This window comes from Alcanivorax sp. IL2 (genome assembly GCF_047495475.1).
Lineage (GTDB): Bacteria > Pseudomonadota > Gammaproteobacteria > Pseudomonadales > Alcanivoracaceae > Alcanivorax.
On sequence record NZ_CP179932.1, the window covers coordinates 1,906,654 to 1,928,462 of the forward strand.

Here is a 21,809-nt window from a genome sequence, read left to right on the forward strand (position 1 = left end):
CTACGCTCGATTGGATAGGGAAAGACTGGAAAGTTCCCGAGACCTCGTCATTTCTACGAAGCCCCCTGTAGGAGCCCATGCTTGCATGGCGAACCGTGCGAAGCACGGCATCGTCCGCAGGACGATCAAAGCTAGAAGCTAGAAGCTAGAAGCTAGAAGCTAGAAGCTAGAAGCTAGAAGCTAGAAGCTAGAAGCTAGAAGCTAGAAGCTAGAAGCTAGAAGCTAGAAGCTAGAAGCTAGAAGCTAGAAGCTAGAAGCTAGAAGCTAGAAGCTAGAAGCTAGAAGCTAGAAGCTAGAAGCTAGAAGCTAGAAGCTAGTAACTTCCTCCCCCTGATCCTGCCATAGCTGTTCCAGTGCGCAGATCTCGTCACAGAGTGCCGAAACCATTGGTGCCAGGGACTCCCGGCCGGCGCCGGTTTTCAGGGCCTCTTCCAGGGTTTTTGCTGCCGTCTCCAGACGTGGTGTGCCGCAGTAGCGGGTGGCGCCGTGGAGTTTATGAACGCGTTCGAGCAGAGTGTCCTGGTCGCCGCTGTCGAAGGCGGAAGATATGGCCGGGCGGTCTTCTGACAGACTGTCCAGCAGCATTTTCAGCATTTCATCGGCCAGCGATTGCCGGCCACCGGCACGGCGGCGGGCCAGGTCTCCATCGAATACCTTGTCGTTGGCCGGTTCACTGTCTTCGCCTGAATCGGGAAGGGGCTGGTGTGGCTTTTCCATGACCCACTGTTCCAGAGTGTGGCGAAGCTGCCCTTCGGTAATCGGTTTACTCAGGTAATCATCCAGGCCGCTGTCGAGCAGATCCCGGCGTTCGCTTTCCAGTGCGTGAGCGGTCAGGGCAACGATGGGGGTGTGGCAACCTGGGGCTTCCAGCTCTCGCATTCTTGCCGTCGTGGTCTTGCCATCCATGCCCGGCATCTGAATATCCATGAACACCAGATCGAACTCCTGGTCGCGAAATGCATCCAGGGCCTGCTGGCCACTGTCGCAGGGTGTGACGATAGCGCCCAGCTCCTCCAGAAAGACCCTGGCCAGTTTCAGGTTGCCGGGGTGATCGTCCACCACCATTACCGATACCGGATAGTCCAGCCGGTTGTCGGTGTCGGCATCCAGCTCACTGCTATCCAGTTCGCCGCTCAAGGCCAGCAGGGCGTTGAACAGGCGCTGGCGGGTGGCCGGTTTGCCCTGCACCTGGCAATGGGGATAGTGCTCCAGCCAACGGCACACGCTTTCCGGGTTATTGCTCAGGGCAAGCATGGGCTGGCCCAGGGCGGCCAGGTTATCCAGCACCGGCTGCATGCTCTGTTTTTCCGGGTGGGCGGGCAGCCCCACGATGAGAAAATCACTGCTGACCAGCTCACCCCGGTCCAGGGCCGTCATCAGGTCGTCCAGGCTGTGGAATTCGTTGATGCGCATCTGCCAGTGGCTGAGCATGTGGTACAGCCCGAGTCGGCCATATTCGTCGGTTTCCACCAACGTCACGGTACGACCCCGGAAGTGTTCCAGGTGGGGAGAAGGGCGTTGTTTCGGGTCCCGCTCCGCCCGCAGGGTGAACCAGAAGGTAGAACCCTGGCCCTCGCTACTGTCGATGCCGATCTCGCCGCCCATGCCTTCCACCAGACGTTTGCTGATGGCCAGCCCCAGGCCCGTGCCGCCTTCCTGGCGGCGGGCACTCTGGTCTGCCTGGGTAAAGGCGCTGAACAGATTTTTCTGCGCTTCCGGGCTCAGGCCGTTGCCGGTGTCCGTCACCGTCAGCTTGATGATCGCTTCTGCGCCACGGTCTTCCTCCAGCATGGCGCGCACCACCACCGAGCCGTGCTCGGTGAACTTGATGGCATTGCTGAGCAGGTTGGTGAGCACCTGGCGGATGCGCAGGGGGTCACCGAGCAGGTTCACCGGCACATCGGAGTAGATGATGGCAGCCTGTTCCAGGCCCCGGTCCTGAGCCATGGGAGCCAGCAGGGTCTGCACATCCTCAATCAGATCGTGCAGGTTGAGCGGGGTATGCTCCAGGGACAGCTTGCCAGCCTCGATCTTGGAGAAATCCAGAATGTCGTTGATGATTGCCAGCAACGAATCGGCGCTCTTGTGAATGGTGCCCAGGTAATCCTGCTGGCGTGCGCTCATGGCGGATTTTTCCAGCAGCTTGGTAAAGCCGATGATGCCATTGAGCGGGGTGCGGATTTCGTGGCTCATGTTGGCCAGGAACTCCGACTTGATCTGGCTGGCCTTGAGCGCTTCCTTGCGGGCCATGTCCAGCTCGATATTCTGGATTTCGATGGTTTCCAGGGTTTCGCGCAGATCCTGGGTAGCCTGGTCCACGTTCTGCTGCAGCTCGGTCTGGGCATCCGCCAGGGCCGACACCATCTGGCGCAGGGCGGTTTCCAGCTCTGCCAGTTCCCCCTTGGCCTGGGTATGAATGGCCATGCTCAGGTCACCGTCGCGAATGCGCCGCACGGCAGCCACCATTTCCCCGATCGGGTTTGTCAGCTGTTGGGAAAAGCGCAGAGCCGGCACCATGGCCAGCAGCATCAGGCCTACCATCACCACAATCACGGTGATCAGCCCTTCCAGAGTGGAGACGTATTCGCCCTGGCGGGTAAATTCCACGGTCAGTGTGGCCGGTTTCCCGGGGTTGATATCCCGGGTCAGTTGCCAGCTGGTATCAGTCACCAGCCGCTGTCGACTGTCTTTCTTGGTAACGCTTGTGGCCGGACGCAGTCTTGGCCCGGCATGCAGGGTAGGGTTGTCACCACTGAAGTTCAGAGTGGCAGCACGCACGTCTTCGGCTTCCAGCAACTGGCGCAAAAGCTGTTGCTGGCGAGCAGTGTCGGTGATGGGGGTGCTTTCCAACCGGGCGGCAAAACTGTCGGTGACCAGCTGCTGGCGCTGGGCATTGGTATCGCGTACATCCACCAGCCGATTCACCAGGGAATAACCACCCACCACCAGCGCCGCCATCAGGGCGGGTAGAATGGCCATGAACATCAGGCGTGAGCGAAGGCTTTGGTTGACCATGAATCCCCGTTCTTGCTGTTGTTTTCGCCCATTATGCCCGAGATAGGGGCAACTGCCACGGACCCCGCCAATGTCGAGTATGCCGTTGGGTACATGAAGCGTGTTGCGTGTTGTCGCTTTAGGTACAATGCGCGCCATGAACCATAAAACCATCGAACAGACCGTGGGCAATACGCCCCTGGTTCGCCTGCAGCGGATGCCGGGCGACACCACCAATACCATTCTGGTGAAGCTGGAAGGCAATAATCCTGCAGGCTCGGTGAAAGATCGCCCGGCCCTGAACATGATCATGAAGGCGGAGGCGCGGGGCGAGATCCAACCCGGCGATACCCTCATCGAGGCCACCAGCGGTAACACCGGTATTGCCCTGGCCATGGCCGCTGCCATGCGCGGTTACCGCATGAAACTGATCATGCCCGCCAACCAGAGCCAGGAACGCCGAGATGCCATGGCAGCCTATGGCGCCGAGCTGATTTCCGTGAGCAAGGAAGAGGGCATGGAAGGCGCCCGCGATCTGGCCCAGGCCATGCAGGCCCGGGGCGAGGGCAGGGTGCTGGACCAGTTCGCCAACCCGGACAATCCCATGGCCCATTACGAAAGCACCGGCCCGGAAATCTGGCGCGATACCGACGGTGGCGTTACCCACTTTGTCAGCTCCATGGGTACCACCGGTACCATCATGGGCTGCAGCATGTACCTGAAAGAACAGAATCCGGCGATCCAGATTGTCGGCCTGCAGCCCACCGAAGGCTCATCGATCCCCGGCATCCGTCGCTGGCCGAAACAATACCTGCCTTCCATCTACGACGACTCCCGGGTAGATCGGGTCATTGATATGGACCAGGCCCTAGCCGAACACACCATGCGCCGGCTGGCCCGGGAAGAGGGCATCAGTTGTGGCGTCTCTTCCGGCGGTGCCGTGGCCGGGGCCCTGCGCCTGAGTGAAGAGCTTGAAAACGCCGTCATCGTGGCCATCATCTGTGACCGCGGCGACCGTTACCTGTCCACGGGGGTGTTCCAGCAACAAGCCTGACGCTGGATGCCCGCAACATGAGGCGGGCCCTTCCTTTTTTGGAGAGCTGAATGAACGTACTGGTATTCGATATCGAGACCATCCCCGACCTGGACGGTGGGCGACGCATCTATGACCTGGACGGCTTGAACGACAAGGACACAGCCAGTGCCTTGTTGAACCTGCGCCGCCAGGAAAATGGCACCGAATTCCTGCGCCTGCACCTGCATCGTATCGTCGCCATTTCCGTGGTGTTGCGCTCCACCCAGGGCGTGAAAGTCTGGTCCCTGGGAGACGAAGACAGCACCGAGAAAGAGCTGATCGAGCGCTTCTACGACGGCATCGACCGCTTCACCCCCAACCTGGTGAGCTGGAACGGCGGTGGCTTTGATCTGCCGGTGCTGCACTACCGCGCGCTCAAGCATGGCGTACAGGCCCGTCGTTACTGGGAAACCGGTAATGAAGACACCAGCTTCAAATGGAACAACTACCTCAGCCGCTACCACCAGCGCCATCTGGACCTGATGGACCAGCTGGCCCTGTTCAACGCCCGGGCCAACGCCCCGCTGGACCAGATCGCCACCTTGCTGGGTTTCCCCGGCAAGATGGGCATGAGCGGCGGCAAGGTGTTCGAGGCCTTCCAGGAAGGCAACCTCAAGGGCATTCGCGATTACTGCGAAACCGATGTGCTCAACACCTGGCTGGTCTACCTGTGCTTCCAGCTGATGCGCGGCGAACTGGACCCCACCGGCTACGAACAGGAGCTGACCCTGCTGAAGGATTACCTGAAAGCCGAGGGCCATCCGCACTTCCTGGGCTTCCTGGAAGCCTGGCAGGGGAATTAACAGTTAAGAGTGAACAGTTAACAGTTAACAGCGAAACCCCATCTGAAACCCTGTGGGAACGGAGCGCAGCGGAGTAACGTCTGCAAGGCGGCCCGAAGGGTGAGTGCAGCGAATCAATCATGCTTGCATGATGAATGACGTCGGCACCGGCCTTCTTCGTGATGCAAGCATCACTTCCCACAAAGCCCCAATCCCTGAACACTGAGATATTAATGGCCCGAAAACGCAAGCAGTTACCGGAAACCCCGGAACCCGCCAGCATTGAATCGCTCAGCCACGACGGCCGCGGCATTGCCCGCCGTGATGGCAAGACCACCTTTATCGACAACGCCTTGCCTGGCGAAGAGGTGATGTTCAAGTTCACCTACATGCGTCGAAAGTTCGACGAAGGCAAGGCGGTGGAAATCGTCACCGCCTCACCGGACCGGGTTGAGCCTCCCTGCCAGCACAGTAATCTGTGTGGCGGTTGCAGCCTGCAGCACATGAACCCGGACGTGCAGATCGCCCGCAAGGAAGCGGTACTGCGCGAGCAGCTGCAGCACTTCGGTGGGCTGGAACCGAAAGAGTGGTTGGCGCCGCTCACGGGCCCGGTCACCGGCTACCGCAGCAAGGCCCGTATGGGCGTAAAATACGTGGAAGCCAAGGACGAAACCCTGGTGGGCTTCCGGGAAAAGCGCAACAGCTTCATCGCCCAGCTGCAGCAGTGCGAAGTGTTGATTCCGTCCGTTGGTCATCGCTTGTCCGACCTGCGCACCCTGATGCACGGCCTCAAGAGCCGCAGCCGCATTCCGCAGATCGAACTGGCCGCCGGCGATGACGAGGTGGCGTTGATCATCCGTCATCTGGACCCGTTGCCCGATGAAGATCAGCAGGCCTTGCTGGATTTTTGTCAGCCTCTGGGGTGGCACCTCTACCTGCAGCCAGGCAACGAAAGCACCGTGCATCGTATCTGGCCGGCCCTCACCGGGGCGGAGAACGAGGAGCGGCTCCACTACCGTCACCCCTCCGCCGACGTGGAACTGGCCTTCCACCCCACGGATTTCACCCAGGTGAATGCAGAGATCAATCGCAAGATGGTGCCGTTGGCACTGGACTTGCTGGACATCTCCCCGGACGACACCGTGCTGGACCTGTTCTGTGGTCTGGGGAACTTCACCATTCCGGCAGCGAAGCGAGCCGGCAAGGTAGTGGGCGTGGAAGTCAGCAGGGCCATGGTCGAGCGTGGCTACGAGAATGCCCGCCGCAATGGCCTGGAAAACCTGGAATTCCACGCCTGGGATCTGAGCCAGGATGTGGCCGGGCAAAGCTGGGCCAACCGCAAGTATGATCGTATCCTGATTGACCCACCGCGCACCGGCGCGCTGGAAATGGTGAAGCTGATGCCCCGCTTTGGTGCAAAGCGGATCGTCTATGTGTCCTGTAATCCGGCCACATTGGCTCGCGATGCCGGGGAACTCACCGCCCTGGGTTACCGTCTGAAAGCGGCGGGCGTGATGGACATGTTCCCCCACACCACCCATGTGGAATCCATCGCGGTGTTTGAAAAGAAGTGACGTAAGCTGTTGGCGCCAGGCTGGTTAGGCGCCAATGAGGGTGGTTTCGCCACCCAAACCAGAAGGAAAGCACATGGTAACGGTACGTCGTCCCACAGAAGGCGCTACCGGTCACTGGCGTGACTGGCTGGCGCAGCTTGATACCCGGGCCCCGGTACGCAACGGCGAGGCACTGGAGCAGGCCTGTGAGCGGGCGGAACAGTGCCAGATGGCCGGGGAAGCCGCCGGTCGCCACTGGCCCTACGGCAAGGGCTGCCTGGATATCGGCCTGGAAATGGCCGAAGTGCTGGTGGACCTGGGCGCTGATACGGACGTACTACCTGCTGCCATCCTCTACCGCTCCGTGCGCGAAGGGCAGATGTCTCTGCCGGAAGTGGAAAAGGAATTCGGCCCGGACGTGGCTCGCCTGATCGAAGGCGTGCTGCGCATGGCCGCCATCAGTACCAACCTGAACCCCACCCGCAAGGCAGTGCTCGGCCAGCAGGACGGCCAGCTCGACAACATGCGCAAGATGCTGGTGGCCATGGTCGACGACGTGCGCGTGGCCCTGGTAAAGCTGGCCGAGCGCACCGTTATCATCCGTGCCGTCAAGGAATCCGAGCCCGAGCGCCAGCGCAAAGTGGCCCAGGAAATCTTCGACATCTACGCGCCGCTGGCCCACCGGCTGGGGGTCGGGCAGCTCAAGTGGGAGCTGGAGGATCTGTCCTTCCGCTACCTGCAGCCCGGCGCCTACAAGAAGATCGCCAAACTGTTGGATGAAAAACGGCTGGCCCGGGAACAGTACATCGATAATGTGCTGGAGCAGCTGCGCGGCTACCTGGAGAAAAACGGCATCCACGGCGCCGAAGTCCACGGTCGGGCCAAGCATATCTACAGCATCTGGCGGAAGATGCAGAAAAAGCACCTGGAATTCGGCGAAGTCTACGACGTGCGCGCCGTGCGGGTGCTGGTACCGGAACTGCGTGACTGCTACGGCGCCCTGGGCATCGTCCATTCCCTGTGGCAGCACGTGCCCAAGGAATTCGACGACTACATCGCCAGCCCCAAGGCCAACGGGTACCAGAGCCTGCACACCGCCGTGGTGGGCCCGGAACGCAAGATGCTGGAAGTCCAGATCCGTACCTTCACCATGCATGAAGAGGCGGAGCTGGGGGTGTGCGCTCACTGGCGCTACAAGGAAGGCGCCAAGAAGGGCAAGAGCGGCGTCAGCGACTACGAGCAGCGTATTGCCTGGTTACGCCAGGTACTCGAATGGCACGAAGAGCTGGGCGAAGACAGCCCGGACACCATGGTGGACGAGCTGCGCCATGGCCTGGTCAGCGACCGGGTCTATGTGTTCACCCCGGAGGGCCACGTGGTGGATCTGGAAGCCGGCGCCACCCCGGTGGACTTCGCCTATCACATCCACACCGAAGTGGGGCACCGCTGCCGGGGTGCCAAGATCAATGGCCACATCGTGCCGCTCAACTACACCCTCAACACCGGCGAGCAGGTCACCATCCTCACCGCCAAGGAGGGCGGCCCCAGCCGCGACTGGCTGACCCCGTCGCTGGGCTACGTGGCCACGTCCTCGGCGCGGGCGCGTATTCACCAGTGGTTCAAGCGCCAGGATCGCGATGCACACATCATTCAGGGCAAGGCCATTCTCGAGAGAGAGATGTCCCGCCTGGCACTGGACAAGGTGGACCTGGATGCCCTGGCACCGCATCTGAACCTGAAAACCGGCGAAGACGTGCTGGCGGCCCTGGGCGCCGGCGACCTGCGCCCCGGGCATGTGGTCAATCAGGTGCAGGCCCTGCAGCCGGATGACAGCCAGCGGGAACTGGACCTGGTGTTGTCCAAGCCCAAAGCCTCGAAAACCGGCGATGTGACCATCCAGGGCGTGGGCAACCTGCTCACTCACATGGCCGGCTGCTGTCAGCCGGTCCCCGGCGACCCGGTCATGGGCTTTATCACCCACGGGCGCGGCGTCACCGTACACCGGGCCGACTGTGAGAAGCTGCTGGCCATGCAGGGCGATGACCCCAACCGGGTTATCGAAGTCACCTGGGGCGAAGCCGACCGCATTACCTACCCGGTGGATGTCTTTCTGCGTGCCTGGGATCGCCAGGGCCTGCTTAAGGATGTGATCGCGGTACTGGCCAACGAAAAGGTCAATGTCACCGCCGTCCACACCCAGTCCCACCAGGACGACAACACCGCCACCATGCTCCTCACCCTGGAAATCGCCACCCTTGGCAACCTGGGCAAGGTGCTGGCCAAGATGGACCAGCTGAAGGGCGTGCTTGAGGTGCGGCGGTATAAAAAATAGTGAATAGTTAACAGTGAATAGTTAATAGTTCGCGGGACAGGGCTTCCTGTTTTTGCAGTACCGAGGCCGCGCCCATTGTTTGGGCGCGGCCTCGTCGCTTGAAAACACAACAGCGATAGCCCGCGCGCTGTTAACTGTTCACTATTCACTGTTAACTAATCCACGCCGCAATTTCGTAAGCATGGCCGATAGGAAGAAGGGAAAGCATGCCAAACCACTCCATAGACCGATTGCTCTCCATCATGGCCCAACTCCGCGACCCGGACTCCGGGTGCCCCTGGGATGTGAAGCAGGACTTCGACTCCATTGCGCCCTATACCATCGAGGAGGCCTTCGAGGTGGCGGAGGCCATTGCCCAGCGGGATTACCCGGAGCTCAAAGAGGAGCTGGGGGATCTGTTGTTGCAGGTGGTGTTCCATTCCCAGATCGCCCGGGAGCAGGGGCTGTTCGACTTCAACGACGTGGTTCAGGTGCTATGCGACAAGATGGTGCGTCGCCACCCCCATGTGTTCGGTGAGTCGGATGCTGCCGACGAGCAGGCGGTGAAGGTCAACTGGGAGGCCATCAAGCAGCAGGAGAGGGCTGCCAAGGGCAGGGAGCACGACAGCGCCCTGGATGGCGTCCCCGCGGGCCTGCCAGCCCTGCAACGGGCCGCCAAGGTACAGAAGAAAGCTGCCAAAGTCGGCTTCGACTGGCCGGAGACGGCGCCGGTACGCCGCCAGGTGGACCATGAACTGGCGGAACTCGATGAGGCCCTGGCCAGTGGCGACCGTGCTGACATTGAGGATGAATTCGGCGATGTGCTGTTCACCCTGGTAAACCTGTCCCGCCACCTGAAACTGGACCCGGAACAGGCCCTGCGCAAGGCCACCGCCAAATTCGAACGCCGCTTCCGGCAAATGGAGCAGGACCAGCCCGAACCCCTCAATACCCTGGACGACGCCGCCCTGGAAGCCGCCTGGCAGCAGGCGAAAAGGTCGTCTACGGAGCCGCTGTAGGAGCACCGCTTGAGGTGCGAATCCGAGCCTTGGCGAGGAAAAGAGGTAACAGCCTTTGCCAAGCGCTTGCTGATAAAACTGTCGAGTATTGGTGCTCCTGATCGTCCTACGACCGATTTCCGCGCAACGCGCGGTTCGTCCCCTGAAAGGGAACTCCTACTGTTACGGCGGCTTTATAGAAGCGCTCTGCCGTGTTCACTACCCAAAAGTTCCCGCTGAAACAAAAACTTCACATTAGAGCAACTTTTCCGTCACTCTAACTCCCCATACTGCGCCACCAAGCAGTAAACGATACCTCCGAACGACGAGGTCTCATTCACGCTGTTGCTTTGCATACAAATATTGCCTGATTGAAGGAGTGTTGGAATGAAAAAGAATTTGCTTGCGATCGCTGTGGGGGCTGCCGTTGCATTTCCTGGCCTGGCTCTGGCTGACGGTCCGACTGTCTACGGTAAAGTAAACGTTTCTCTGGAAAACTCTGACGTTGACGACGGCACCACCAGCGAAGACACCTGGGAGCTGAACAGCAACGCATCCCGTCTGGGTGTAAAAGGGGATTTCGACCTGGACGTGGCCAACCTGAAAGCCATCTACCAGGCTGAGTTCGAAATCAGCGTGGATGACGGCGACAAGAGTGGCCAGACTTTCACCCAGCGTAACATCTTCGGTGGCCTGGAAGGCTCCTTCGGTACCATCAAAGCGGGTAAGTTCGACACCCCGACCAAAAAAGCACAGGGCAAAATCGACCAGTTCAACGATATCGGTGGCGATATCAAGAATGTCCTGGCCGGTGAAAACCGTGTGTCCAACATCATCCAGTACAGCACTCCCAAACTGGCCGACATGATCACCCTGAACGTGGCGTTCATCCCGGGTGAAGGTGACGATGTAGATGCAGATGGCGAAGCGGATACCGATATCGCTGATACCACTTCCATCTCCCTGGTTGCCGAGAAAGACATGTTCTACGGCGCCATCTCCCGCGATACCGACATGTCTGACGAGCTGATCGCTGACAGCACCGGTGTTGAAAGCCTGGACATTACCCGTCTGGCAGCTGGCCTGAAGCCGGGTAACTTCGAACTGGGCGCTCTGTACCAGCTGGCTGAAGAGACTGAAGGCGACGGTGAAGATTCTTCTATCGTGGTCAGCGCGGCAATGAAGATCGACCGTGTAAAACTGAAAGCCCAGTACGGCATGACCGACGGCGACCAGTCTGACGAAGAAGTGACTCAGGTAAGCCTGGGCGCAGACTACAAACTGGCCAAAGCCAGCAAAGTCTACGTCTACGGCACCCAGCTCGACTTCGACCTGGCTGACGAAGAAGAAACCATCTTCGGCCTTGGCATGGAACACAAGTTCTAAATAAAAATAAGGCTGGCGGGAGCCCGCTCCCCCAGCCAAGCTTTTCCTCGACGCAAGTGACAGCTGCCCGCCTTATGGCGGGCTTTTTTTGTCTAAGGCTCAGGCGGTTTTTGTAGGAGCTATGCTTGCATGGCGAACCACCCCCCAACCGTTCAATAACACGACAACGGCGACCCATTCCGCAAACCTATCGGATCATCCCAGCCTAAAGCCTCATTCCTACAGACAAATAAGATATTACCGATACCGCTTTCCCGCTACGCCATGAAAACTGGCGGTATGACCACAATCTTTCAGGGTGAAAATCTGCGTAAAGGCCGTTGCAGCCAGATCGGACAAACCTATCTGGTCACCTGTGTTACTGCAGCAAGATCTCCCTTTTTCCTGAATCATCAAATCGCCCGTCATCTTTGCAGGGCAATTCACTATTCGGATCAGATAGCGGCCAGCCATACCTGGTGTTATGTGGTTATGCCGGATCTCGTGCACTGGCTGTTCTCCCTACGGGATACCTATGCGTTGTCGCAGACGGTCAGAATGATCAAAAGCAGAGCCTCGAGGCTTGCCGGTATTCCTCTCTGGCAGAGAGGTTTTCATGATCATGCCCTGCGTGCGGACAAGGACCTGTTGCCCACGGCGCGATACATCATCGCCAACCCGCTCCGGGCCGGCCTGGTTGAACGGGTAGGGGAGTACCCCTATTGGAATGCGGCCTGGCTATAAGAAATCAGCGGGTTCTTAATGGTCCGTGATGAAGGTGGTTCTGACATGTGCATAAGGCGACAACCAAACAGGCCCTGTTGAGCCACTCCCCGATGGCATCAGCCCTTTTTTCCCGACAAGTCATGGCATCCTCCTTGCACCTCTGCTATCAAGAACACTCCAAGCCATAGCGCCAGGACGAGGTCACGGATGAAACGGACGCATTACCACACCTGCAATCTCTGCGAAGCCATGTGCGGTATCGAGATCGAGCACCGCGGTGACGAGATTCTGGCCATCCGTGGCGACAAGGAGGACCCGTTCAGCAAAGGCCACATCTGCCCCAAGGCCGTGGCCCTGCAGGACCTGCACCACGACCCGGACCGCCTGCGCCACCCGGTGAAGCGCACCGCCGACGGCTGGGTGCCGATCAGCTGGGATGAAGCCCTGGACGAGACTGCCCGGCGCCTGCATAACATCCAGGAGGTCCACGGCAAGGACTCGGTGGCGCTGTACTTCGGCAATCCCACCGCCCATAACCACGGCGCACTGTTGACCCTGTTGCCCTTCGTCAAGGCCCTGCGCAGCCGCCAGCGCTACAGCGCCACGTCCGCCGACCAGCTTCCCCATATGCTGGCCACCTGGCAACTGTTCGGCCACCAGGCCCTGTTCCCGATCCCCGATGTGGATCGCACCGACTATTTCCTGATCATCGGTGGCAACCCGCTGGCCTCCAACGGCTCCATCATGACCGTGCCGGATGTGAAAGGGCGCCTGAAGGCCCTGCAGAAACGGGGCGGCAAGGTGGTGGTCATCGACCCGCGTCGCACCGAAACCGCCAAGGTGGCTGACGAACACCATTTCGTGCGCCCGGGGACCGACGTCTACCTGCTGCTGGCCATTGCTCAGGTGCTGTTCGAGGAGCTGCTGGTGGCCCCGGGCCAGCTGGACGGCATCCTCGATGGCAAAAAGGACCTGGCTCGCCTGGTGGCCAACTGGAAACCGGAAAAAGTGGCCGAGACCGTGGGCATGCCCGCCGATGCTATCCGCAAACTGGCCCGCGACATCGCCGCCGCGCCGCGCGCTGCCATCTATTCCCGCGTTGGCGTCACCACCAGTGCCCACAGCACACTCAGTGCCTGGCTGGTGTATGTGATCAACATCCTCACCGGCAACCTGGACCGGGAAGGCGGCGTCATGTTCACCAAACCCGCCTTCGACATCGTGGCCATTGGCGCTCTCAGCGGCGACACCGGCAGCTTCGACCGGTATCGCAGCCGGGTTCATGGCTACCCGGAATTCGGTGGCGAGTTCCCGGTCACTACCCTGGCCGACGAAATGCTTACCCCGGGCAAGGGGCAGGTAAAAGCCTTTGTCTCCCATGCCGGTAACCCGGTGTTGTCATGTCCGGATGGCCAGAAGCTGGACCAGGCCCTGAACAATCTGGATTTCATGGTCAGCATCGACTTCTACATCAACGAAACCACTCGCCATGCGGACATCATCCTGCCGCCCACCGGGCAACTGGAGCATGCCCAGTTCGACCCCATCTTCCAGGCGGTGGCGGTGCGCAACGTGGTCAAATTCACCCCGCCGTTGGTGCCCAAGCCTGAAGGTACCCTGCACGATTGGGAAATCCTCAACGGCCTCACCACCAGGCTGAATCGCCTACGCGCCCGGGACCGCAAAACCCGCCTGCAAATTGCCGCCACTGACCGTTTCGTTCGCAAGCTGGGTGATCGCGGGCTGGTGGATCTGGGCCTGCGCCTGGGGCCCTACGGCACTGGCGGCAAGGTGCTGGATGACCTGCGCCGCGATGGATTGCACTCGCTACCCAAAGTGGCCTGGAAGGTGCTCAGAGGTGAACGTAAGGGGCTGACCCTGAAAAAGCTGCTGGCGCAACCCCATGGCATGGACCTTGGGCCACTGGAGCCTATGCTTCCTGAGCGCCTGTTTACCCGGGATCAGCGCATCAATCTGGTACCGGCCCTGTATTTCCGTGCCCTGCAAGGGTTGCCGGCGCCCAAGCCGGTGGCGCCTGAGCAGATGCTGATGATTGGCCGCCGCCATATTCGCAGCAACAACTCCTGGATGCATAACAGCCAGCGGCTGGTAAAAGGGAAGGGCCGCTGCAACGCCATGATCCACCCGGACGATGGCCAACGGCTGGCCGTGGCCGACGGTGACGACGTGGTGGTCAGCACCCCGGCTGGCACCATCACCCTGCCTGCCTGGCTCTGCGATGACATCATGCCCGGCGTGATCAGCGTCCCCCATGGTTGGGGGCATGACCGCGAAGGCGTGCAATTGGGGGTCGCCCGCAGGGTGGCCGGGCAGAGCGTCAACGACATCATCGGCAGCAACCGCGTCGAAGCGGTCACTGCCATGGCCCAGCTCAACGGCATCCCGGTAAAAGTAGAACCCGCCAAAGCCGCCAAAAGCCGGAAGAAGGCGGGGTAGAGCGTAAGCCTGAGCTTTGCAGATGCGGCAAAACACATTGCGGCCAGGGGCGGTGAGCACGGGTCAAATACACCCCCATCAATACTCTAAAGCCGCTGTCTTTGTAGGAGCTATGCTTGCATGGCGAACATCCTGGGCCCGGTTCGCCATGCAAGCATAGCTCCTACAACATACCCTTCACGGCTTGGGTCATTCGGCCCCCCACCAACCTGATCCCTCAAAAACACATTCACCTCGCCTTGTCCCGGCTTGCGGCAATCTCTGCATAAAGGAGATCCCCAATGCGCCGCATCCTTATCATTGTGAGTCTGATCATGCTGCAAGCCTGCCAAACCCACCCGCAAGACCCCATCCAGATTGCAGATAACCTGAATCTGGACCGTTTCATGGGCGACTGGTACGTGATCGCCAACATCCCCACCTTGCCGGAAAAGGGCGCCTACAATGCGATGGAGAACTACAAGCGCATTGGCCCCAACAAGATCGCCACCACCTTCACCTTCCGCAAAGGCGGATTTGACGGTGAATTCAAGCGGATGACCCCCACCGGTTTCGTCAGCGACGTGGATCCGGCCATCTGGGGCATGCGGTTTATCTGGCCCTTCAAGGCGGATTTCCGGGTGCTGTATGTGGACGAGGATTACCAGACCACCATCATTGGCCGGGAAAAACGCGATTACCTCTGGATCATGGCCCGCCAACCGCATCTCAGCGACGCCACCTACAGCAAACTGAAAAACATCGCCCGCGACCGGGGATACAGCCTGGACGACCTGCAAGAAGTGCCTCAGCAGTGGGATTAATAGCCGGTTGGCGTAGTCCGAAAGCGCTACGCCTTGCAAGCAATCCCCCAGTCGCCGGGCTGTTAAGGGCGAGTCATGAGTCACGAGTTTCGAAAAGCAGTCGGTTTTCGCTCCTCGAAACTCGTAACTCGCCTCTCCCCCAGATCTGACCAGGTCTGCGCCCCCCTTGAAATCCACCGCCAACCCACCATCACTGAACCACCAGCCATGACAAGGAAGGAGCTCCCATGAAAGTCCTGATTGCCGGCGCCAACGGCAAAATCGGTCGTCGCCTGATCCCTCATCTGGTGGCGGATAACATTCAGGTGCGCGCCATGGTCCGTGATCTGCGCCAGAAAGCCGACCTGGAGACACTGGGCGCCCACGAAGTCGTAGAAGCGGATCTGGAAGGGGACTGCCGTCAGGCCCTGGAAGGCCAGGATGCCGTCATCTTCACCGCCGGCTCCGGTCCTAACACGGGCCCGGAGAAAACCATCGACGTGGACCAGAACGGTGCCATCAGCCTGATCGATCAGGCAAAAGAGCAGGGAGTCGGGCGCTTTATCATGGTCAGCTCCATGCGTGCCGACGACCCGGCATCCGGCCCGGAAAAACTGCGCCATTACTTTGTGGCCAAGGGCAAGGCTGACGACCACCTGCGCGCCAGCGGACTCAACTACACCATCGTCCGCCCCGGCCGGCTTACCGAAGAGCCGCCCCTGGAGAAAGTAGACATTGCCGAAAAGTTGAAGGGTTTTGGTGATATCTCCCGCGAAGATGTCGCTAAAGTGCTCTCGGAAACCGCTCGTCGTGAGTTGCCTAACAAGGAATTCGACGTCATTGCCGGCTCAACCCCGATCCGGGATGCCCTCGACGCGCTCTAAGTCACATTAACCGTCATGGTGTCGCCCGCTGGCCTCTTTCAAGCCGCTGTAGGAGCTATGCTCGCATGGCGAATCCGCCCCCAAGCCTTTCGGGATGCGAGCATAGCTCCTACAGTGCTAAACGCCTTCGCCGGCTTGCTCAGACACAGGCCCTCCGCTTTGTCAGACAAGGGGCCCACTGCCGTTAACTCCCCTACGCTACTATTCACAGGCTCGGTTAAGTCGTCCGACTGAATTCCTGTTAATTGGCGTCGTAAACCGTTCGCATTCCCGTAAACAAACTGTAAAATGCGGCCCCTTGTCATATAGCTGACAAGATTAAGCACGCATAATGCGCCTCTTGTTATGCACCACAAGAAGGATAGGACGTCCTAGTGCGGTTATCTCCCTCCATAATTCGGTGGCTCGGAGCCTTTTGCATCGGCCTCAGCGCATCTTCTCAGGCGTCTACTCCTTGGGTGCAGGCCGGCGACCTTACGGCGCGTCACCATATTGAAGCCTTGCAAAGCCAGGGGTGCCTCAAGGGCATCACCCTGACCTGGCCAATCAGCTGGGCGGCCCTCATGAAAGGCTATCGGCTGGCGCTGGCGGGACAATCCCCCGATCAGGTCAGCGTTTGTAAAAACCAGCACTCTGCCTATCTGCAACAAGCCCTGGAGCAGACCCGCCAGGCCTCTACCGGCGCACAGTTGACCATCGGCGGCGCTACCCAAGAGCCGCTCTATACCAGTTTCTCCTCCCAGGCAGAAGATGAAGCCACCAGCCAGATCGCCCTTTACAGCATGGGCGAGCACTGGGCCGCCAACCTGGCGGTGGGCTACGTGGATGGCGAGCGTGACGATACCCACCTGCGCTTCGACGACACTTACCTGGCCGGCATCGTCGGCAACTGGCAGCTTGGCGTCGGCGCCATCGACCGCTGGTGGGGCCCAGGCTGGCAGAGCTCCCTGGCCCTGTCCAATAACGCACGTCCGGTACCTGGCCTGTGGATGTCCCGGCACATGCCGCTGGCACCGGAAAGCCCCTGGCTAAGCTGGATTGGGCCTTGGGACCTGCAGGTGATCGTTGGGCAACTAGAAAATGATCGAGCTGTACCCCGCGCCCTTCTGCTGGGTGGGCGTTTCGTGTTCAACCCTATCGACTCCCTGCAAATCGGCCTGACCCGGCTTGCCCAGTGGGGTGGGGAAGGGCGACCACAGGACCTGGATGCCTTCTGGAATGCCGTCATCGGCCGTGACAATGGTCAGACATCCGGTTTGAAAGAAGGCGAAGACCCCAGCAACCAGATTGCCGGGTTCGATTTCCGCCTCTCCTTGAACCCCGGCAATGTGCCAGTGGGGGTTTATGGGCAGTTCATGGGCGAAGACGAAGCGGGGGGGCTTCCCTCCAAGCTCTCCTCTCTGGCGGGTCTGGATATGGTCACCGGCCTCGGGCAGGGCTCCCAGCGCTTTTTCCTGGAAGCCACGGAAACTGTAGCGGGTAGTTGGCTCAGTGATCGTCGTCTCAATGTCGCTTTGGAGCATGGCACTTACCGCTCCGGCTTCCGCCATTACGGGCGTACGATGACCTCTACCTGGGAAGGGGATGCCCGGGCCGTCACACTCGGCCTACAGCAATATTTCCGTAAGGGCGTCACTGTAGGGCTGAATCTGTCCCGCGCCACCCTGAATCAGGACGGCACAATACGTGCAGTCATTGCCGAAGACGGTGCCGCCATCTTGCAGTCTGTCGAGGAGCAGGATATTTCCCTCGCCGAGCTGCGCATTCAGCACCCCATGCCAATGCTGGGGGGGCGCCTGGACTGGCTGCTGTCCGCCACCGATGAACCGGTGGAAACGGTCTTCGAAGAGCGTGAGCGCTTTACCGCCGGTCTCCAGTGGACCCGGCCCATCAGTTGGTAAAAGAAACGGGTAAGAGAGAAGCATGCAGGCAACAATGACAACACACCGAAGCAAGATGCTGATCGCCATTCTGTTGGCGACACTGTCCGGCTGCACAATCGTACCCGGTTCCCATATCTCCACCACCCCTGGCTGGTTCCTGGAAGAAGATGAAGGCAACGAAGAAGCCGAATCCCTGCCCGATGTGGTGAAAGTCCATACCATCAATACCCGGATACTCCAGGCCGAGACGCAAGAGCCGCCTCAGCCCGCTGATAATCTGCTAGAAGAGCCGGCAGATTACGACTACGAGGTGGGCCTGGGTGATGTGCTGCAGATTACAGTCTGGGACCACCCGGAGCTCACCATTCCCGCCGGCTCCATGCGCAGCCCCTCGGAATCCGGTAACTGGGTGCACAACGATGGCACCATCTTTTATCCCTACGTGGGCAAGATCAAAGTGGTCGGCCTGCGTGTCACCGAAATCCGTGACCTTATCGCCGAACGTATCGCTGAATACATCGAAGACCCCCAAGTAGATGTGACCATCGCCGCCTTTCGTAGCCAGAAAGTCTATGTCTCCGGTGAAGTGAAACAGCCCGGCGCTTACCCGGTCACCAATGTGCCCTTGCGCTTGCTGGATGCGGTCAACGCCTCAGGTGGCCTCACCGAATTCTCTGACTGGAGCGATGTGTCCCTGTCGCGGGGTGATAAGGAATACAGCCTGTCATTGCGTGCGGTCTACCAGGAAGGCAACCCTGCCCATAACGTACTGCTGCGCCCCGGTGATGTGGTCCATGTGGGCCGCAACGACGACAACAAGGTCTTTGTCATGGGCGAAGTGAAAGAGGCGCGCCCGGTACCCATGACCCGCAACGGCCTGAGTCTGGCAGAAGCATTGTCCACATCCGGTGGTTACCAACAGGATACGGCAGATGCATCAGGAATCTTTGTTGTGCGCCGGGCGCCGGAAGGCAGCGATCATTTGGTGGACCTCTATCAGCTGAATGCCAAGGATGCCACAGCCCTGATTCTGGCAGACAGCTTCAAGCTGCAAAGCCGCGATATCGTCTACGTGACAGCGGCGCCGTTGGCTCGCTGGAACCGTGTGATTCGCAATATTCTGCCCACCGTACAAACGGTTTACTTTGGGGTGCTGGCAGCAGACCGGGCTGAGGTGCTGAGCGACTGATGTTTGAACGAGTACTCATTGTCTGCGACGGCAACATCTGCCGCAGCCCCACGGTGGCGGCGATGTTGCATGAATTGAAGCCAGGCAAAACCGTATCGTCGGCCGGCCTGGTGGGCCTGGTCGGCAATGAGATGGAACCCACCGCCCGGGCGGTGGCAGAAGAAAACGGTCTGGAATGCGGGCCCCATACCGCCCGCAAACTGGACAGCGAGCTTTGCCGCGACAGCGACCTGATTCTGGTCATGGAAAGCCGGCAGAAAGAACGGCTCAGCCGGGCCTTCCCGGAAGCCAGTGGCAAAACCTTCCTGCTCAGCCACTGGAATGGCGGCCATGACATCCCCGACCCCTACAAACGGGGCCGGGATGCCTTCGAGCGGATTTACCCGATGATGAAAGAAGCCACCAAGGCTTGGGCAGCAAAACTGTAAAGAAACACTGTGGGAGCCCATGCTCGCATGGCGAAAAGCCTGCGGATTCAACAGGCCTTAATACCTGCGACTAAGCCTCCCACAGAAAAAAGAAACACCCTTAGGGCAGAAATGCCATTCGCATTTCCGCCCAACCCTCGCTAAGGCGAGATGACACCACGGTGAACAGGGCAACAAAACACATGACAGAAAACGCAAGCACCTCAAATCGCCAGCCGCAATCCTCTGGCATGGCCGACGAAATCGATCTGCAGAAACTCTGGGGTCTGCTGGTGGATCACCGTTTGCTGATTATCGGCACCACCCTTATTGCCCTGTTCCTGGGTGTGGCCTATGGCCTGCTGGCAACCCCCATCTATAAAGCCGATGCCTTGCTGCAAGTGGAAGATAAGCAGGGTGGGGTACCCGGCTTTTCTGAACTGAATGAGCTGTTCACCGAAGAATCTTCCGCTGATGCCGAAATCCAGATCATTCGTTCCCGTATGGTGCTTGGGGATGTAATCGATCAGTTGCACCTGGATATCCGGGTGCAGCCTGATCGCCTGCCACTGATTGGTGGTCTGAGAGCCCCCGATCCGGCCCCTGAATTCGTGCCCAAGCCCCTGTTTGCCGGTTACCGCGATAGCGAAACCTTTGTCACCATAAAAAACTTCAGGGTACCGGATACTCTCAAAGGCGAAGCCTTCACCTTACTGGAAGAAAATAGCCAGCCAACCCTTTATCTGGAAGACCAGAAAGTCGGCAGCGCCCCTGTTGGTGACTCAATCAAAAGTGAAGATGGGCGTATCCAGTTGGAACTGGGTGAGTGGGAATACGGGGGCGAGCCTTTGAATCTGGTAAAACAGACCAGAGCAGGAGCGGTGAATCAACTGAGGGGCCGCTTGTCTGTAAGCGAACAGGGCAAATCTACTGGCATTATTGCTATGTCCATAACCGGCCCTCATAAAACCCGCATCCGCACCGTTCTTGACAGCATCAGCGAAAATTACTTGCTGCAGAACATCAAGCGCATGTCCGCCGAAGCGCAAAACAGCCTGAATTTTCTTGATGAGCAACTGCCGGAAATCAAGGAAAAGCTCACCAGTGCGGAAGAAAAGCTCAATGCCTACCGCCTGAAAAGCGAATCTGTAGACCTGTCCCTGGAAACCGAGTCTGTCCTGGGGCGCCTGGTGGCCATTGAGGCCAAAATCAATGAACTGAAAATAAAAGAAAGCGAAGTGTCGGCCCGCTTCACCCAGGAGCACCCCGCGTACCGCACCCTGATTCAGCAGCGTGGCTCCCTGATGCAGGAAAAAGAAGAGCTCAACAAACAGATCAAGACCCTGCCTGAAACTCAACAGGAAGTGCTGCGACTCATGCGCGATGTGGAAGTGAACCAGGAAATCTACGTTGGGCTGCTAAACAAGGTGCAGGAATTACGCATCATGAAAGCGGGGACGGTGGGTAGTGTTCGTATTATCGATAGGGCACTAGTGCAGACTGAGCCAGTGAAACCCAAGAAGCCTTTGGTTGCTATTCTTGCGGCTATGCTCGGTGCCATGAGTTCCGTGGCCTATGTCCTTGTTAGAGCCGCTTTCAATCGTGGTATAGAGAGCCCTGAACAACTTGAAGAACAAGGCATCTCGGTTTATGCCTCTATCCCATTGTCACAGCACCAGTTGAAAGTAGACAGGCTGGAGGCATTAAAGCGTCGTCGCCAGAAGAAGAGTAAAGAACCTATACCTCTACTTGCTCTGTCCGACCCTAACGATCTGGCAATCGAAGCCTTGCGCAGCCTGCGCACCAGTCTTCACTTCGCCATGATGGAGGCCAGTAATAAGGTTCTTATGGTATCTGGCCCGAGCCCAGGGGTGGGAAAATCCTTTGTCACCGCGAACTTGGCTGCGGTATTGGCACAAACTGGCCAAAAGGTAGTGGTGATTGATGCCGATATGCGGAAAGGGCACATGCATCGCTTCTTTGATAACCGTAATGATGAGGGGTTGTCCGACTACCTCTCGGGCCAGAAAGAGCAGGAAACCGTCATACAGACGACCAAAATGGAAAACCTCGCCTTTATTCCTCGAGGCCAGGTGCCACCCAATCCGTCCGAGCTACTCATGCATAACCGTTTTAAGTCGCTTATGAAGTCCTTGAGCGGGCAGTACGACATTGTATTGGTGGATACCCCGCCGATTTTGGCCGTTACGGATGCCGCCATTGTTGGGCAATTAGCCGGCAGCAGTCTCATTGTTACACGATTCGGGGTGAATTCAGTGAAGGAAATAGACATCACCCTGACACGGTTTGCTCAGAACAACGTAGAGATAAAAGGCGCAATACTAAATTGCATGGAGCGCAGGGCATCAAATGAGTATGGTTATTACCAATACAAATATTGAT

At 59.0% G+C, this 21,809-nt stretch carries 15 protein-coding genes; 14 read left to right on the forward strand and 1 reads right to left on the reverse strand.

The window, feature by feature from the left end; all coding sequences use genetic code 11:
* Window positions 1–306: 306 nt before the first annotated feature.
* The gene (locus ACMG4N_RS08980) at window positions 307–3,015 is read right to left on the reverse strand and encodes an ATP-binding protein (RefSeq protein ID WP_297762693.1); all 2,709 of its coding nucleotides are present in this window, start codon (window positions 3,013–3,015) and stop codon (window positions 307–309) included.
* Between the two features lie 136 nt (window positions 3,016–3,151).
* Here ACMG4N_RS08980 and cysM point away from each other — a divergent pair, with 136 nt between their 5' ends.
* The 14 genes from cysM to ACMG4N_RS09050 all read left to right on the forward strand — a co-directional run bounded on the left by cysM (window position 3,152) and on the right by ACMG4N_RS09050 (window position 21,808).
* A complete protein-coding gene (gene cysM / locus ACMG4N_RS08985) occupies window positions 3,152–4,048 on the forward strand; it encodes a cysteine synthase CysM (RefSeq protein ID WP_297762691.1) in 897 nt (298 codons plus the stop codon).
* Between the two features lie 50 nt (window positions 4,049–4,098).
* On the forward strand, window positions 4,099–4,872 hold the full coding sequence (locus tag ACMG4N_RS08990) for a 3'-5' exonuclease (RefSeq protein ID WP_414431316.1): 774 nt from the start codon (window positions 4,099–4,101) through the stop codon (window positions 4,870–4,872).
* 212 nt (window positions 4,873–5,084) lie between these two features.
* Window positions 5,085–6,425 carry a 23S rRNA (uracil(1939)-C(5))-methyltransferase RlmD gene (rlmD, locus tag ACMG4N_RS08995; protein WP_297762687.1) on the forward strand — a complete coding sequence of 447 codons (1,341 nt, stop codon included), beginning with the start codon at window positions 5,085–5,087 and terminating at the stop codon, window positions 6,423–6,425.
* A 73-nt stretch (window positions 6,426–6,498) separates the two neighbouring features.
* Window positions 6,499–8,736, forward strand: coding sequence for a GTP diphosphokinase (gene relA, locus ACMG4N_RS09000; RefSeq protein ID WP_414431317.1), 2,238 nt, complete (start codon window positions 6,499–6,501; stop codon window positions 8,734–8,736).
* A gap of 206 nt (window positions 8,737–8,942) precedes the next feature.
* On the forward strand, window positions 8,943–9,734 hold the full coding sequence (gene mazG / locus ACMG4N_RS09005) for a nucleoside triphosphate pyrophosphohydrolase (protein WP_414431319.1): 792 nt from the start codon (window positions 8,943–8,945) through the stop codon (window positions 9,732–9,734).
* A 366-nt stretch (window positions 9,735–10,100) separates the two neighbouring features.
* A complete protein-coding gene (locus ACMG4N_RS09010) occupies window positions 10,101–11,099 on the forward strand; it encodes a porin (RefSeq protein WP_297762681.1) in 999 nt (332 codons plus the stop codon).
* A gap of 279 nt (window positions 11,100–11,378) precedes the next feature.
* Entirely contained in the window at window positions 11,379–11,822 is a 444-nt protein-coding gene (locus ACMG4N_RS09015; protein ID WP_297762679.1) for an REP-associated tyrosine transposase, read from the forward strand.
* Window positions 11,823–12,011: 189 nt separating this feature from the next.
* Window positions 12,012–14,261 carry a molybdopterin-dependent oxidoreductase gene (locus ACMG4N_RS09020; protein ID WP_414431321.1) on the forward strand — a complete coding sequence of 750 codons (2,250 nt, stop codon included), beginning with the start codon at window positions 12,012–12,014 and terminating at the stop codon, window positions 14,259–14,261.
* A 281-nt stretch (window positions 14,262–14,542) separates the two neighbouring features.
* Window positions 14,543–15,064 (forward strand): lipocalin family protein, encoded by a 522-nt coding sequence (locus ACMG4N_RS09025; RefSeq protein WP_414431323.1) that lies wholly within the window; start codon window positions 14,543–14,545, stop codon window positions 15,062–15,064.
* A gap of 227 nt (window positions 15,065–15,291) precedes the next feature.
* Window positions 15,292–15,927, forward strand: a complete 636-nt coding sequence (locus ACMG4N_RS09030) for an SDR family oxidoreductase (protein ID WP_414431324.1) — start codon at window positions 15,292–15,294, stop codon at window positions 15,925–15,927.
* Between the two features lie 563 nt (window positions 15,928–16,490).
* Window positions 16,491–17,828, forward strand: a complete 1,338-nt coding sequence (locus tag ACMG4N_RS09035; protein ID WP_414431326.1) for a capsule assembly Wzi family protein — start codon at window positions 16,491–16,493, stop codon at window positions 17,826–17,828.
* 34 nt (window positions 17,829–17,862) lie between these two features.
* The gene (locus ACMG4N_RS09040; protein ID WP_414431327.1) at window positions 17,863–18,999 is read left to right on the forward strand and encodes a polysaccharide export protein; all 1,137 of its coding nucleotides are present in this window, start codon (window positions 17,863–17,865) and stop codon (window positions 18,997–18,999) included.
* Window positions 18,999–19,427 (forward strand): low molecular weight protein-tyrosine-phosphatase, encoded by a 429-nt coding sequence (locus tag ACMG4N_RS09045; RefSeq protein WP_414431328.1) that lies wholly within the window; start codon window positions 18,999–19,001, stop codon window positions 19,425–19,427. Before ACMG4N_RS09040 ends, ACMG4N_RS09045 begins: the two co-directional genes overlap by 1 nt.
* A 182-nt stretch (window positions 19,428–19,609) precedes the next feature.
* Window positions 19,610–21,808 carry a polysaccharide biosynthesis tyrosine autokinase gene (locus ACMG4N_RS09050; protein ID WP_414431330.1) on the forward strand — a complete coding sequence of 733 codons (2,199 nt, stop codon included), beginning with the start codon at window positions 19,610–19,612 and terminating at the stop codon, window positions 21,806–21,808.
* Window position 21,809 lies beyond the last annotated feature (1 nt).